Below are 14,000 nucleotides of genomic sequence, written 5' to 3' on the forward strand. Positions count from 1 at the left end.
AAAAATACTTTTTATACTTGAGTATGTTTATAAAATGTGAACTGGAAGGTAATGTATGACTGGTATAGGTACTCACTCATTTTAGGTCTTAAAACTCAATACTTAAAAGCTCTGCGTAGAGCCATTATTATAGAGAAATTGAATAATCCATAAATTCTTTATTGATAATAACAAAAGGAAAATACAGTGTCACAGACTCAGCCAACTATTGAAAAAATTCACAGCCTTAGAAAAAAAACAAGAGACAGCGTTAAAAAGTCTTACCCTTATATAGTCGATACACTCTAAAAATGTCATAGCACTACTGGGATGAATTTTGCGCAGCCTCCTATCGTGCGCTCAAAGAAATTTGAAGCGGACTATAATAATTACCATCGTTTGTCAGGCGAGGGTAAGCGGGATACAGACACATTCAGAAATGAAATGAAGAATTTTATTACTATGTATCCTGAAGATTTTGAGAAAAAACCGCTAGAAAATTATTTGAAATAACAGCTATTAATGGCACTCCATTAACATTTCTGTAAGTACATTACCGTTAAATGATTACCCTGCGCAGCAAGATAGCTCTTTAACGTCTTTGCTAAAGGTTTGAGCGCATAACTTCAATCCTTCAACCATCGTCAAATACGGAAATAGTTGACCTGCCAATTCTTCGACTGTCATTTTATTATGAATAGCAAGAGCCGCACTTTGAATCAGTTCTCCGCCTTCATGGGCTAAAATTTGTGCGCCTATCAGTTTTCCCGTGGATTCTTCAGCTACCAACTTGATAAAACCATCCGTTTCAAAATTTGCTAAAGCTCTTGGTACGTTTTCCATATCAAGTACACGACTTATCGTATTTATTCCTACCGCTGAAGCTTGTACTTCGGTTAGACCTACCGTAGCAACTTGTGGGTCGGTGAATATAACAGCAGGCATGGTAGATAAGTCGAGTTGCGCATTTCCACCTGTCATATTAATTCCAGCCCTACTTCCGGCAGCAGCAGCAACATAAACAAATTGTGGCATATTGGAGCAATCTCCAGCGGCATAAATGTTAGCTGTTGATGTTTCCATCATACTATTAACAACAATGGCACCACTTTTATCTGTTTCAACACCAACATTTTCTAAACCAAGCTTTCCAGTATTTGCATGGCGACCCGTAGAGATAAGCAATTTTTCAGCGATTAATGTTCCTTCGTTAGTTTCCAATGAAAAACCATTGCTATCATAAGAAACATGACTTGCTTGCGTATTATTAAGTACCCTAATACCTTCTTTTTCAAAGCACTCTGCCAGTTTTTCACCTAATAACGGATCTTCAGCATATAAAAGGGTATGTCTGGCTAGAATTGTCACACGGCTACCTAAACGGGCATAAGCTTGCGCAATTTCCAGAGCAACAACGGAGGAGCCGATGACAACTAGACTACTCGGTAACTCTTCTGCAAATAAGGCTTCTGTTGATGTCCAATAAGGTGTATCAACTAAACCCTTAATTGGCGGAATGCTTGGTGTAGAGCCTGTTGCAATTAAAATGCGATCTGCAACCAGCTCTTCTTCACTACCATCAGACTTGTGAACTAGCAAGGTATTTTGATTTTTAAAACGTGCATAACCTTTAAGTAAAGATAGCGCGGGATTACTCTCTAAAATACGTTGATATTTAGCATCGCGTAGTTCTTCGACGCGAGCGTTTTGCTGATGTGCTAATAAGGAGCGGCTAAGTTGTGGCTGAATATTTTCTAAACCATCAAACGGGTTAGTACGTTGCTGATGCGCTAATTGCGCAGCACGGATCAATATTTTTGAAGGAACACAGCCGACATTTACACAGCAACCTCCGATTACATCGGCTCCTTCAATGATAGTAACTCTTGCTCCGCCTTCTGCTGCTTTAATCGCACTGGCAAAGGCCCCTGAACCACTACCAATAATGGCTACATGTAATTGTTCTGGCTGGATGTCATTTGACGAGCAACAACTATTCGTTGACATATTTTATTCCTCTTAAAAAGTTAAGCGGTACAAGTTTCATCATCACAGCGTTTATTCGCAGGAGAAACCATGTCCCAAATTGATACAGCAACCATTAGTCCTAGCCCCGTATAAGTAACGTATGAACTCCACCCGTACTGGAACCAAGGGTATAAAGAGAGTAAAACCAAAATGGGGCCAATTGAACCGATAAAACTACGGTGCCATTGACGATGGCTAAACCAGCCTAAGATATTCATTGCCAGCGCTAATACTGCAAACAGTGGTAACAACGTATTGATAAATACCCCTTCCCACTGACTAAGAAATCCCATCCCAATTGCCGCACCAAGACTAGCTATCGCGGGAAAACACATGGCGCATCCCATTGCCGAAACAAGTGCACCTATAGAGCCTGCTTTATCTCCGATACGCGTAACTAGTTCTAAGGGGCTAAATATTACTTATTTTCACTTTTTAAATTTGAAGGGTAGCCAGCGTTGGTAGTCGCTGCAATTAATGCATTGATGTTGGTTTTAGTGTCATCAAAAGAAACAACAGCTAGCTTAGGCTTGTAGGTAACTTTCGCATTTTCAACGCCATCAACATTTTCTAATGACTTTTTAACTGTGATTGGACATGTCGCACAGTTCATCGTTGGCACTTCCAGTGTAACTGTTTTTACTTCAGCAAAAGCACCAAAACTAGAAAGTGAAAGCAGTGCGGTTAATAATAATTTTTTCATAATTAGCTCCAAATTTTAAAATGTTATAAATTTCTTGATCTGTATATTAAGCAAACAAAAGTATCCAATAATTACTGGTCACTAAAATTGTCGCAACTATAGCGCTCAGCCAGAAAATGACTTTTCGTTGTTGCTGTTTCTTAGGAATTGCACAGGCCGTTCCCGGCTCACACTCTTCTACAGGACGGTAAATTTTCCAACCTGAGTAACCAAACAACAACACTACAAATGCGATAAATAATGGCCTATAGGGTTCAAATGCAGTTAAATTACCAATCCATGAGCCACTTACCCCAAGTAATAACAGGAGCAAAGGACCTACACAGCATACGCCTGCGCCTAATGCTGCTATGATGCCTCCTATCATTGGAAGGTTTGATTCTTTTTGATTCATATAGATACCTCATTAGATAATGCAAGTGTATTGCATGTACCTAAGTACGGAGTCAAGGGTGATTTATAAAAAATTTATCTTTGATAATCTGCTACGACAGATACGGGGAATAAGCTAACTTGAATTAAGGCGCAGAAGTAAAATTGGATATGCTGTTTTAGTGGGAAATGGTAGTTAAGTGAATCATTTACTTCGGTTGCAACGAATCAATTATTGGGCAGTGGCTATCGTCATCATTATTTTGGCATTGTCCTAAATGTTCTTCCAAAGCGTGTTCTAACAACAACAAGTCAGCCATCTTTTTTTGTACTGCGATCAGTTTTTTATTAGCTAATTCTTGTACTTTACTACATGGACTATCGTTTAACGCAAGTAACCCTTCAATCTCATTTAGCGTAAAACCTAATTCTTGAGAACGCTTGATAAAATGCATTCTATTTACCGTTTCTTTCGGGTAATGTCTATAGCCCTGCATAGGCTTTGGTGGTTGTTTAATTAAGCCTTTGCGTTCATAAAAGCGAATTGTTTCGACATTTACACTCAGTTCTTTAGCCAACATACTTATGGTTCGTTTAGACACGTTATCAATTACCTTACTGACTTTTTGTTTACTTACTTTATATCTAATTAAAGTGACCATCAATGAATACCAGTTTAAACATCGCTAATTGATTTTGTTTTTTCTTCTATTAAATAAGTAAAGTTACCGTTGTTACAACAATATTAAACCACAACAATGTATGGTTTATCCTTTTTCATTATCAAAGTCCAAATTAGTGTTATTACATGCAGTTCTACATGAGTATACCCTAAGGGAACCACCTATTTCACCCTTCAAACCTATTAACAGACCACTTAAAACAGACTGGTATAATGGAACCACTTATAACAGACTATTTTAGGTGTTTATGTTTATTAGAGCGTATCTACGAGCGTCTACCAAAGAACAAGATGCTAAGCGTGCCAAAAGCGAGCTCATAGCATTTGCCAACGATCATGGCCACAAAATTGCTGCCTTCTATGTCGAAAACGAATCAGGCGCTATCTTGGCGCGACCAAAGCTGATGCAGCTGATTGAAGACGCTCATAAGGGCGATGTGATCTTAGTTGAGCAGATTGATCGCTTGGCGCGTTTGAACCAAGCTGATTGGGATACGCTAAAAAGAATGCTATCAGAGAAAAAGCTCTCTATCGTATCAAAAGAGCTGCCGACCTCATATATGGCGCTTCAATCTGAAAGCAGTACAGAATTTATGAGCAGTGTATTGCAGGCCATTAACTCGATGATGCTGGATATGCTCGCAGCCATTGCTCGAAAAGACTATGAGGATCGCCGTAACCGTCAGATGCAAGGTATTGCTCGTGCTAAGGCAGAAGGTAAGTATTCAGGACGTAGGAAAGATACGGAAAAGCGCAAGATCATCGCTAGTCTGCTCAAATCAGGTCATAGCTATTCTGATATTCAAAAAATGACCAAGTGCTCACGGCATCTGATCGCTGATGTGGCCAAGGAAAGACCGAAGATGCTCAGTACTCATTAAGTGGTTCCACTACGGCAGTCTACTATAAGTAGTCTGTTAATTGATTAATAAGCCTTTTTAGTTGGTTCCGCTGGGATATGTCCTATATTAGCTAGTGTTTTTTTGGACAGGTACAATAATAAGAGAGTGAGTGTATGTATGATGCATATATTTCACATGCAGTCGAAAGACAAAAATATCTTATGTTTTATCTGAGACTGTTGTGCCACTACAAACTATCTTGAATCGGAAAAAACGATGATTCAAACCGTTATCCATTATTTTCTACACTTTGGCATGCCGTTGATGGTTGCCTATATATTTTTTCGTGACGACTATAAACGAGTATATTTGATTCTTTTAGCCACTATGCTAGTAGACTTAGATCATTTGCTAGCCACGCCTATTTTTTCGCCCAATCGCTGTAGTATTAACTTTCATCCGCTGCATACTTATTATGCAATGGCAGCATATGCGGCTATGCTATTTCTACCTAAGACCTATAAAATAATTGGTTTGGGGTTATTGTTACATATGCTAACTGATTTGAATGACTGCGTGATGACCTATCTGAATTGTCCGCAGTGCTTGAATAAGGCTTCTGCCCGTGAGTTGGTGAAATGGTTGGTCACAGCCACGAACGCTTGATGTAGCTGTGAGCACATCGTTTAGTATTTTTCCTAACAAGCATTTTTTTAATGCATTTTCAGCGGCTAACCTAATGTGTTTTGCTGCTAGGATTTATTTAGATTATTAGTGCACGTTTTTACATCGTTTTAATAGTGCTGTAATCGCCACGGGTACGTAAAACAACTTGAACATCTGAATCGCCACGATTTCGCCAGAACCAACCGTGATTACCTGTAAATGCGGCCTCTAAAACGCCTTCATCAGAAGCAACCCCGCGACCTTTCTCATAGCTAATGGCTTTACCCAAGGCATCACCGTGAGTATCAAAATTAACCTCACCGCCAGTGACTGCCCAAGAGTAATTTGCTTTATCACCTTCAGACATTTTCATTTTAATTTCTATTCCTTCACCTGGAGTCAGGGTGAAGGGAATCTCATCACGCCACTGTCCATCAGCAACGGTAGTATCAGTAGGCGTGGTATTTATTGTTTGTTCTGTCATATTGTCAATGTCTGAGGTTCCGGTTGCTACTAAACCAGCCGCATCTGCGGCAGCTTCTTCTGCCAATTGCTGCTTAATCTGTCCCATCTCTGTTAATCGAAGCAGTTTACCAACCCCAGTTGGATCAATACCATATTCTGCCGGTAGAACCACTGTAAATAAAATGACTATTGCTGCAATTGCAGCCAGAATAGTAGATTTTATGAGTTGCTTTGAAGAGGGCAGCTCAGCTTGTGAAGGGGTGTCACTGTTATACATATTAGAAATCCTTGGGTTATTGAGACATTAAATAGCCAGTAAGCTGCATGCCCACTAAAATAAATCCTGCGCTCATCATGGCAACGTTGGCGGTATAAGCGTTACGGATGAAACTTGACGTGCGTCGCCAGTAGCTCATGCCAATCAATATGATTGCTAGAGCTAATAGCTGCCCAATCTCCACACCCACGTTAAATGCGAGTAAGTTAGGTAGCAGGCCGTCAGGAGACATATCGTATTCTAGAATCTTAGTTGACAACCCAAAGCCATGGAAAAGACCAAATATAAGTACCGCTATTTTTGTATTTGGTTGATATCCGAACCATCGCTGGAAAGCACCAATGTTGTCTAAAGCTTTATAAACAACAGAGAGGCCAATAATTGCATCAATCAGATAACTATTTATACCAATGTTGAAATACACACCTAAAATCATCGTGGTGGAATGACCCAATGCAAATAGGCTCACATAGACACCAATATGTTTCATACGGTAAAGAAAGAAGATGACCCCGAAGAGGAACAGTATATGGTCATATCCCGTTATCATGTGCTTAGCACCCAAGTACATAAAGGGTAAAATATTGACTCCTGAAATTTCCTGAATATAACCTTTATCACCTGCGGTTACAGCGTGAGCAAAAGCTTCGTTACTGCCAAAAATGACACAGGAAAGCAGTACCGAAAGTAACAGCAGACGGGTCTGCCAAGTCGCCCATGACGAGCTTGTTGACCTATTATGAGCATAGCTGTGCATTGAGAATCCTATGGTGTGAAATAATGGATACGCGGCCTAATGTAATACAATAAAAAATTTTGAACTCATTCAATAGAAAGTAATTATGACTGGCACCTCAAAGCACTTTCTTACAGATAGGGCACATAAAATACGAATTTTTTAAATGCAAGCCGAGCAATTAAGGAGTAAGATGATATCCCCTAGGGGGGGATTAGGTCAATAAAAAATTAAGTTTTTATCGGGTATAATTGCGCTCTCTAGAGGAAGGACACTGCCATTATGAAAAAACCGCACATACACGAGTCTCATCCAGCTGTTATCACACGCCTTAAAAAAGCAAATGGTCATCTGAATAGTACGATAGAGATGTTAGTAGATGGACGAACTTGTCTTGATGTAGCGCAGCAGCTGCAAGCTGTAGAAAATGCCATTCATCAAGCTAAGAAAGTTCTAATTCAGGACCACTTGGATCATTGCCTTGAAGATTTACTAGGATCTGTCGACAAAGAACAGAAAGACTCTCTAGATGAGTTTAAGGAAATAACCCGTTATCTATAAGGTCCATCGGCTGAAATAAAGAGGCTCGGATGCTAAGTGTTTTTGTGAATCGAACTTATCGTCACTTGTTTGCTGCCCAAGTCATTGCTTTAATTGGAACTGGCCTCGCTACTGTGGCGCTAGGGTTATTAGCTTTTGATCTGGCAGGTAGTAATGCTGGTGTCGTTATGGGAACCGCATTGGCCATCAAGATGATTGCTTATGTTGGTATCGCCCCAATTGCAGCAGCCTTTGCCGAACGACTGCCCAAACGTACGATGTTGGTAACGCTAGATGTGATACGAGCAGGTGTCGCCCTGCTTTTGCCGTTTGTTTCGCAGATTTGGGAAGTTTACGTGCTGATCTTTGTATTGCAAGCTGCCTCAGCGGCCTTCACGCCGACTTTTCAAGCCACTATTCCTGATGTTCTGCCTGACGAGCAGGATTACACTAAAGCCTTATCACTTTCACGCCTTGCGTACGATATGGAAAGTCTGATAAGTCCCATGTTAGCAGCAGCATTGCTGACAGTAATGAGCTTTCATAATCTGTTTACGGGAACAGTGTTGGGATTTTTAGTCTCTGCCATATTGGTCGTATCGGTGGTACTACCCTCACATGCTATACCAGAGCGTCGTAGCATCTATGATAGAACTACGCGCGGTATTCGGATCTATTTAGCCACACCTCGATTGCGCGGATTGCTTGCAGTCAATGTTGCCGTTTCTGCCGCAGCGTCTATGGTTTTTGTAAATACGGTTGTAATCATTCAGGGTGGCATGGGACTCACTCAGAGTGCAGTGGCATTAGCCTTAGCGAGCTTTGGCGCTGGTTCTATGATTGCTGCATTGGCTTTGCCAAGCCTACTAAGTAAGCTGACAGACCGTAGGGTCATGTTAAGCGGTGTAGGGCTGTTAGTGGTGGGTATGTTCGCTGGTACATTGATGATGGGACAAAACTCACTTATGGCCTTATGGTTCGTGTTAGGTTTGGGTTATTCTGCTGCTCAAACTCCCTCTGGCCGCTTGCTATGGCGATCCTCACATCAAGAAGATCGCCCAGCACTGTTTGCCGCTCAGTTTGCTTTATCTCATGTCAGTTGGTTGGTATTTTACCCCTTGGCAGGTTGGTTAGGTGCTCATTACAGTATGACTGTTGCTTTTGCAGTATTAGGCGGTGCTGCTGCACTAGCGGTATGGGCGGCTTTTAGAGTCTGGCCGTCTATTGATTTAACAGAGATTGAACATGAGCATTTCAATCTACCAGAGGGTCATATCCATGCTACTGGATCTCCTACACCCAACGGGATACGACATACCCATCCTTTCGTAGTCGATGACTATCATCCGCGTTGGCCGAGCTCAGGTCATTGATTTTGAATCTGTATACAAGAAGGGGGTTGCCATTGCGGAAGCATTAGTGTTTGAAAAGGGCACTACCAAGGACTTTTTCTCAAAAAAAATGATATACGGCGCTGATATTCTGAAGCTTACTATGCTACTGATTTATCAAGGCACTTTCCTAGATTCAAATAACCCTATTCAGGTTTTATTAACTTCAACAGACATATGAGACAGTTGAGGTAAGGATTCTAATAATATTTTTTTGTATTCTTCCGTACTTAAAGGGGATGGTGAGGACACTGAAAGGATGGCAGCTTGGTGGGTTGACGCAATTTTCCAGACATGAATATCGTTAATAATCGTATTTTTCTTATCGAGAGTCTGCGATATCTTCTCAAAAGTTGAAACATCAACAGATTTATCTAAAAGCACGGTACTCGATTCTTTGATCAATCCATAAGACCAGTGAAGAATCACTATTGCACCGACAATGCCCATGACAGGATCAATCCAGATGATGCCCATATATTTACCGGTTAATAACGCCACGATAGCAAGCACAGAAGTTAGGGCATCCGCTAAAACGTGTAAATAAGCCGCTTTCATATTGTGGTCATGGTCATGGTCATGGTCATGGTGATGGTCATCTTTAAGTATAAATGCCGATACTATGTTTACGATTAGACCAATAACAGCAACGATAATGGCTTCGTTAAAATATATATTATTTGGCTCTATTATTCGTTGGACTGATTCTAAAATCATTAATAATGCGACAATGGCTAATGCAATGGCACTCGCAAAACCACCGAGATAATTTACCTTGCCCGTACCAAAACTAAATAATTTATTATTAGCGTTCTTTTTAGCATACGAATAAGCAAAGATAGCGATAAGAAATGCGGCTGAATGTGTGCCCATGTGCCACCCATCAGCAAGTAATGCCATAGAGCCAGACCATGTACCAGCAGCGATCTCTAAAACCATGATTATCGTCGTCAACCAAAATACAATCTTTACTTTAGATTTGTTTTGGGCACTATCGACACCGAAATTATGAGAGTGTTCCCACTGAATACTTGATTCTTTCACGTTTTAAATCCTTAGCTGTATATAAAAAGATGGCAATCTTATGTATTATAAACATCATTAATAAATATACTACCCCCCAGTATAATGTAAGGCAATAAAATAATGTCACACACTCAAAACAGTAAGAGCAAGCTACTAGGACGTATCAGACGTATCAAAGGTCAGTCAGTAGCAATAGAAGCGTCATTAGAAGGTAATCCTGAATGCATGGCTCTTTTGCAGCAAATAGCGGCATTAAAGGGCGCGGTGAATGGCCTTATGAAAGAAGTCTTGGAAGAGCATATAAGAGAACATTTAGGGGCAGAAGACATTACCCAACAACAACGACAACAAGAGATAGAAGATGTGTTATCTATCCTAAAAACTTACCTAAAGTAAAAAGATAAAAGTCTTTCAAAAAGAATGATTTTTTCATGTTGAAAGGTACACTGCTATGTACAATGAGCTGCTGTAAATAATGTAGGCTATTGTTATCATTAGCCTACAGCTGAAGGTTTAAGTCCTCACTAGGGTACCGAACCAGTGAAAGCGCCTGACAATCTACCATTAGACTATACCTAAAACATAAAACTTCTAAACGATAACTTAGCTATCATTAGACTTGTTTCTAAAATTAAATGATAGTAATATCTTGCTATTATCAATGAACATTAATTATTAAGTCTAAGTAATAGAGGTCGCGTTATGACCGTTCGTATTTATGTGAGAGCCAGCACTAAGGATCAAGACGCTAAGAGAGCCTTGTCTGACTTGATTACCTTTAGCCAAAGCTATAACGTTAAACATGTTGAGTACGTTGAGCATTTCAGTGGTACAAAGCTCGATAGGCCAGTATTAGCTAAGCTATTAAAAGACGCTGATCAAGGCGATATTCTGCTGGTTGAAAGCGTGGACAGATTAAGCAGGCTATCTCAAGATGATTTTGCAATTCTAAAGCAGCGCATCAAAGACAAGGGCTTGCGATTGGTGGTGGCTGATCTACCAACTACGCATACGGTAAGTAAAGGCATGACAGGTGAGATCCTAACAGTGATTAACCATATGCTGATCGACTTATTAGCAACGATGGCAAAGCTTGATAACGACAAGCGTAGAGAGCGTATCAAGCAGGGATTGGCTAACAGTGGCTATAAGCCCTCCGGTAAGAAGCCTAATACAACGAAACACAATCGTATTAGAGAATTAGACAGTCAAGGCAATATGACAAAAGAGGAGATCGCTAAGGCGGTTGGTGTTGGGGTAGCTACGGTTTATCGGGTGTTAAAGCAGGGCTAGACGACACTATGTCGGAGGGTCTCCAAACCCGGTACGGTTCACCTAGCAAACATTCGTTATTTTTTGGCCTTAACTAAACTTTGTGCGTAATGGTATTTTCTGGCTGACTTCTACTTTGAACGCATGTTACCGCGCACTCAAGGTCATGCTGAAGAATGGTCAATCCTTCAAAAACCATGACGTCATTGGCCGCTGAACACTTTAGCTTTGACTACTAATTAATAGTGTCAAAACGATAAAAAGAGCGCCGATGCACTCTTTTTATTCCTAGTCCGACCTTACAATTCAACTTCCCCCAGCAACTTAGCTGTCGCTCCAATTTTCTGGCCTCATCCTTAGACTTTGGCAAAAGCGTCCCCTACAGTTAAAAAGAGTTCACTACGCTCACTGATAGTTTCTTTAGAGTAAGTGCATTAAAAATTCCGTCATGTCTCTGTCTTTCTACAACTTAAATTTAAGTAAGAAAATCGCGCTAATATTTAAAAAACTCTTTAACAAAAAAAACAATATAAATATTTAAATACATCAGCAAAACAAATATTATCAACATTCACATATCAATAAAGGGAATAAAAATGTCAAAAAATTATAAGCTCAGCCACTATATCTTTCCGCTCATGCTGGGCTTTTTATCAATGAATGCTATAGCGGCAATTAATGTCTATGGTCCAGGTGGACCAGCACCAGCGATGCACGAAGCAGCGAAACAATTTAAAAATAAAACAGGGATTGATGTCCATGTAACCGCGGGCCCTACTTCACAATGGAGCGACAAAGCCAAGCTTGATGCCGACGTCATCTATAGTGGTTCGGAAGCCATGATGTCTGATTTCGAAAGCTTATTTGCCGACAAAATCGTAAAGGACTCGATTGAGCCTATTTACCTACGCCCTGCTGCCATTTTAGTCAGAAAAGGCAATCCCAAACATATTCAAGGATTTAAAGATCTAAGCAGGCCAAACACTAAAGTTTTGGTCACCCATGGCGCAGGCCAAGTCGGCATGTGGGAAGATATTGCAGGTAGAACGGGCAACATTCAGCTCACAAAATCCTTCCGTAAAAATATCGCCATGTATGCACCCAATACAGGCACAGCGAAAAAAGCATGGGAAACTGACAGCAGCTATGATGCATGGTTGGTGTTTAATATTTGGGGAGTCAGTAATCCAGACATTGGGCAAATTATCCCGATCGAACCTGAACTGGTGATTTACCGTGATGCAGGTGTTGCACTAACTCAACACAGTCTAAAAAATCCTGAAGCAAAAAGTTTTATTACGTTTTTAAGCTCTGCACAAGGCCATGCGATTTTTAAACAGTTTGGTTGGAACAAATGAGTGCTTAATTTTAATCTTTGATCCACATTCAAGATCAGTTTCCAAGCTTAAAAAATCGAACTTTTAACAAGCAAATTGGACATAAAAAAGAGCGCCACGGCGCTCTTGATTGAAGAAAATATAACTACTGAACCTCGGCCAAAAGCGTTTGTGCTGCCATTTTACCCAAGGTATTCGATGCCAAAGGACTATCTCCTGTAATTAACTTACGGTCTTGAATACACTGTCTCGACATCTCTTTATTAACCACTTCCACACCCAACTTTTCTAAGCGATCTGCCAGCAACCATAGTCAACATGAAAAAAACGAAAATCTCATGCAAGCCTTTGAAGCGATCCAAGCCAAATACGGCAAATCTAAAATTGCATTGAGTGGTTGTTATTTGCCAAATCGTGCTTGGAGTATGAGCTGAGATCGTTTGACGCAGAATTATTTTAGTTGGGATGGGTTACTTCGGGTGTAGCACCGCCCAGTTCAACATCAGTAAATTCATAAAGTTAGCAACACAATCCAAGAAATAAGAAATTTATCTCTGCACACGACAAAAAAACAAAAAAGTCTGTTAAAGCAAAGGCATAATAGTAATTTTTAAGACGAATCAGACCATGCCAAACTTTAACAGACTTAGTGAAACTTTAACTCAAAACCTGAGTATGAACAAGGCAAGAATCACATGTTTGAGCCTAATGATAATAGCCCTGATTACTGCTCAAAGCAGTAATCTTAAAAAAAATAGCAAGACACCTCCCTAAGGGTGGCAAGACCGACAGTCACTATCGCAGACTACAGCGATTTTTTGCCGAAGCGAGGATAGACTACGATCAACTGGCTTTAATGATATATCGACTATTTGGGCTAGGCAAAGTCACCTTAACCATTGACCGCACCAACTGGAAATGGGGTAAAAGTAACCTCAACATCTTTATGCTAGGGGTGGTATATAAAGGGATAGCCATCCCCTTATACTGGCAAATGCTAGATAAGCGAGGTAATACAAACCATCTTGAACGCTGTGAACTTATTGAGCGGTTTATCAAACAATTTGGCAAAGATAACCTTGAGATGATAGTAGCAGACAGAGAGTTTGTTGGCGAAAAATGGTTTAACTGGCTCACCAATAATCACATACCCTTTGCCATACGGATTAAGAAGAACAGTAAAGTTAAGAATCATCATGGCAAGTTGGTACAGATTAAAGAGTTATTACGCCATGTTAGCCATCAAGAAACATATCGACATGGGCGAATACTGACTGTCGATGGTTGTTTGGTTCGAGTATTTGCCAAGCGTGATAAAGACTACGGTTTAGTGATTGTGGCCACCAATCAACTAGAAACAGTGGATGCGATGACAAGCTATGCTAAGCTAAGCGTTGGGAGATTGAGACTTTATTTGCTTGTCTAAAGGGCCGTGGCTTTAATCTTGAAGATACCCACTTAACCCATCTTGATCGGGTCAGTAAATTAGTCGCAGTGAACGCCTTAGCATTTTGTTGGGCTTATCATGTCGGTATTTATAAAGACAAAGATAAGCCGTTAAAGCGCAAGTTGGGGAGTTTCCCAAACTTTGTGTAACTGCTTATAATCCACTAACAGGAGAATAAGCAATGACTAACCAATCTGACATCAAGAAACTGGCTGAGCAAATGGCCAGCAGCATGAA

General features: G+C 40.4%; 16 protein-coding genes and 3 pseudogenes. 10 read left to right on the forward strand and 9 right to left on the reverse strand.

The features are described from left to right. Nucleotides 1-546: 546 nt before the first annotated feature. From merA to merR, 5 genes and pseudogenes are all read right to left on the reverse strand, one after another. Nucleotides 547-1,938 (reverse strand): annotated as a pseudogene (gene merA, locus ACQKCG_RS13230) (mercury(II) reductase); the annotation flags it as partial. Nucleotides 1,939-2,006: 68 nt separating this feature from the next. Next, the gene (gene merC / locus ACQKCG_RS13235; protein ID WP_008467331.1) at nucleotides 2,007-2,426 is read right to left on the reverse strand and encodes an organomercurial transporter MerC; all 420 of its coding nucleotides are present in this window, start codon (nucleotides 2,424-2,426) and stop codon (nucleotides 2,007-2,009) included. Further along, nucleotides 2,426-2,710 carry a mercury resistance system periplasmic binding protein MerP gene (gene merP / locus ACQKCG_RS13240; RefSeq protein ID WP_008110847.1) on the reverse strand — a complete coding sequence of 95 codons (285 nt, stop codon included), beginning with the start codon at nucleotides 2,708-2,710 and terminating at the stop codon, nucleotides 2,426-2,428. The genes merC and merP overlap by 1 nt, the downstream gene beginning before the upstream one ends. A gap of 46 nt (nucleotides 2,711-2,756) precedes the next feature. Next, the gene (locus ACQKCG_RS13245; protein WP_016899520.1) at nucleotides 2,757-3,104 is read right to left on the reverse strand and encodes a mercuric transporter MerT family protein; all 348 of its coding nucleotides are present in this window, start codon (nucleotides 3,102-3,104) and stop codon (nucleotides 2,757-2,759) included. 187 nt (nucleotides 3,105-3,291) lie between these two features. Then, nucleotides 3,292-3,663, reverse strand: a complete 372-nt coding sequence (gene merR / locus ACQKCG_RS13250) for an Hg(II)-responsive transcriptional regulator (RefSeq protein WP_166739257.1) — start codon at nucleotides 3,661-3,663, stop codon at nucleotides 3,292-3,294. A 349-nt stretch (nucleotides 3,664-4,012) separates the two neighbouring features. Between merR and ACQKCG_RS13255 the strand changes: the two genes are divergently transcribed. Both ACQKCG_RS13255 and ACQKCG_RS13260 read left to right on the forward strand, forming a co-directional pair. Next, on the forward strand, nucleotides 4,013-4,645 hold the full coding sequence (locus tag ACQKCG_RS13255; RefSeq protein ID WP_101204367.1) for a recombinase family protein: 633 nt from the start codon (nucleotides 4,013-4,015) through the stop codon (nucleotides 4,643-4,645). A gap of 237 nt (nucleotides 4,646-4,882) precedes the next feature. Further along, complete coding sequence (locus tag ACQKCG_RS13260) at nucleotides 4,883-5,272, forward strand: DUF6122 family protein (RefSeq protein WP_036592946.1); 390 nt, start codon at nucleotides 4,883-4,885, stop codon at nucleotides 5,270-5,272. A gap of 118 nt (nucleotides 5,273-5,390) precedes the next feature. Here the strand turns inward: ACQKCG_RS13260 and ACQKCG_RS13265 are convergent, their stop codons facing one another. Together ACQKCG_RS13265 and ACQKCG_RS13270 are read right to left on the reverse strand one after the other, a co-directional pair. Next, nucleotides 5,391-6,014: a transmembrane anchor protein gene (locus ACQKCG_RS13265; RefSeq protein ID WP_101204368.1), complete on the reverse strand. Its 624-nt coding sequence runs from the start codon at nucleotides 6,012-6,014 to the stop codon at nucleotides 5,391-5,393. Between the two features lie 16 nt (nucleotides 6,015-6,030). Next, nucleotides 6,031-6,771 (reverse strand): HupE/UreJ family protein, encoded by a 741-nt coding sequence (locus ACQKCG_RS13270; protein WP_101204369.1) that lies wholly within the window; start codon nucleotides 6,769-6,771, stop codon nucleotides 6,031-6,033. A gap of 261 nt (nucleotides 6,772-7,032) precedes the next feature. On the opposite strand from ACQKCG_RS13270, the gene ACQKCG_RS13275 reads away from it, so the two are divergent. Together ACQKCG_RS13275 and ACQKCG_RS13280 are read left to right on the forward strand one after the other, a co-directional pair. Then, complete coding sequence (locus ACQKCG_RS13275; protein WP_101204370.1) at nucleotides 7,033-7,311, forward strand: metal-sensing transcriptional repressor; 279 nt, start codon at nucleotides 7,033-7,035, stop codon at nucleotides 7,309-7,311. A 29-nt stretch (nucleotides 7,312-7,340) separates the two neighbouring features. Next, nucleotides 7,341-8,663, forward strand: a complete 1,323-nt coding sequence (locus ACQKCG_RS13280) for an MFS transporter (protein ID WP_101204371.1) — start codon at nucleotides 7,341-7,343, stop codon at nucleotides 8,661-8,663. Between the two features lie 168 nt (nucleotides 8,664-8,831). On the opposite strand, the gene dmeF is transcribed toward ACQKCG_RS13280, so the two are convergent. Then, nucleotides 8,832-9,725, reverse strand: a complete 894-nt coding sequence (gene dmeF / locus ACQKCG_RS13285) for a CDF family Co(II)/Ni(II) efflux transporter DmeF (RefSeq protein ID WP_102078176.1) — start codon at nucleotides 9,723-9,725, stop codon at nucleotides 8,832-8,834. 102 nt (nucleotides 9,726-9,827) lie between these two features. Between dmeF and ACQKCG_RS13290 the strand changes: the two genes are divergently transcribed. The 4 genes and pseudogenes from ACQKCG_RS13290 (at nucleotide 9,828) to ACQKCG_RS13305 (ending at nucleotide 12,337) form a co-directional block, all read left to right on the forward strand. After that, nucleotides 9,828-10,103: a metal/formaldehyde-sensitive transcriptional repressor gene (locus ACQKCG_RS13290; protein ID WP_101204373.1), complete on the forward strand. Its 276-nt coding sequence runs from the start codon at nucleotides 9,828-9,830 to the stop codon at nucleotides 10,101-10,103. Nucleotides 10,104-10,409: 306 nt separating this feature from the next. After that, nucleotides 10,410-11,000, forward strand: coding sequence for a recombinase family protein (locus ACQKCG_RS13295; RefSeq protein ID WP_058368781.1), 591 nt, complete (start codon nucleotides 10,410-10,412; stop codon nucleotides 10,998-11,000). A 99-nt stretch (nucleotides 11,001-11,099) separates the two neighbouring features. Then, a pseudogene (locus tag ACQKCG_RS13300) lies at nucleotides 11,100-11,218 on the forward strand (acyl-CoA dehydrogenase C-terminal domain-containing protein); the annotation flags it as partial. 357 nt (nucleotides 11,219-11,575) lie between these two features. Beyond that, nucleotides 11,576-12,337: a substrate-binding domain-containing protein gene (locus tag ACQKCG_RS13305; RefSeq protein WP_058368377.1), complete on the forward strand. Its 762-nt coding sequence runs from the start codon at nucleotides 11,576-11,578 to the stop codon at nucleotides 12,335-12,337. A 124-nt stretch (nucleotides 12,338-12,461) separates the two neighbouring features. On the opposite strand, the pseudogene ACQKCG_RS13310 reads toward ACQKCG_RS13305, so the two are convergent. Further along, nucleotides 12,462-12,626 (reverse strand): annotated as a pseudogene (locus tag ACQKCG_RS13310) (glyoxalase III HchA); the annotation flags it as partial. 28 nt (nucleotides 12,627-12,654) lie between these two features. Here ACQKCG_RS13310 and ACQKCG_RS13315 point away from each other — a divergent pair. Both ACQKCG_RS13315 and ACQKCG_RS13320 read left to right on the forward strand, forming a co-directional pair. Continuing rightward, nucleotides 12,655-12,750, forward strand: coding sequence for a DUF4113 domain-containing protein (locus ACQKCG_RS13315; protein ID WP_145990099.1), 96 nt, complete (start codon nucleotides 12,655-12,657; stop codon nucleotides 12,748-12,750). Nucleotides 12,751-13,070: 320 nt separating this feature from the next. Then, nucleotides 13,071-13,742 carry a transposase gene (locus ACQKCG_RS13320; RefSeq protein WP_227514164.1) on the forward strand — a complete coding sequence of 224 codons (672 nt, stop codon included), beginning with the start codon at nucleotides 13,071-13,073 and terminating at the stop codon, nucleotides 13,740-13,742. The last annotated feature ends 258 nt before the right edge of the window (nucleotides 13,743-14,000 follow it).

Origin of the sequence: Psychrobacter sp. NPDC078929 (assembly GCF_050267985.1) — a bacterium.
GTDB lineage: Bacteria > Pseudomonadota > Gammaproteobacteria > Pseudomonadales > Moraxellaceae > Psychrobacter.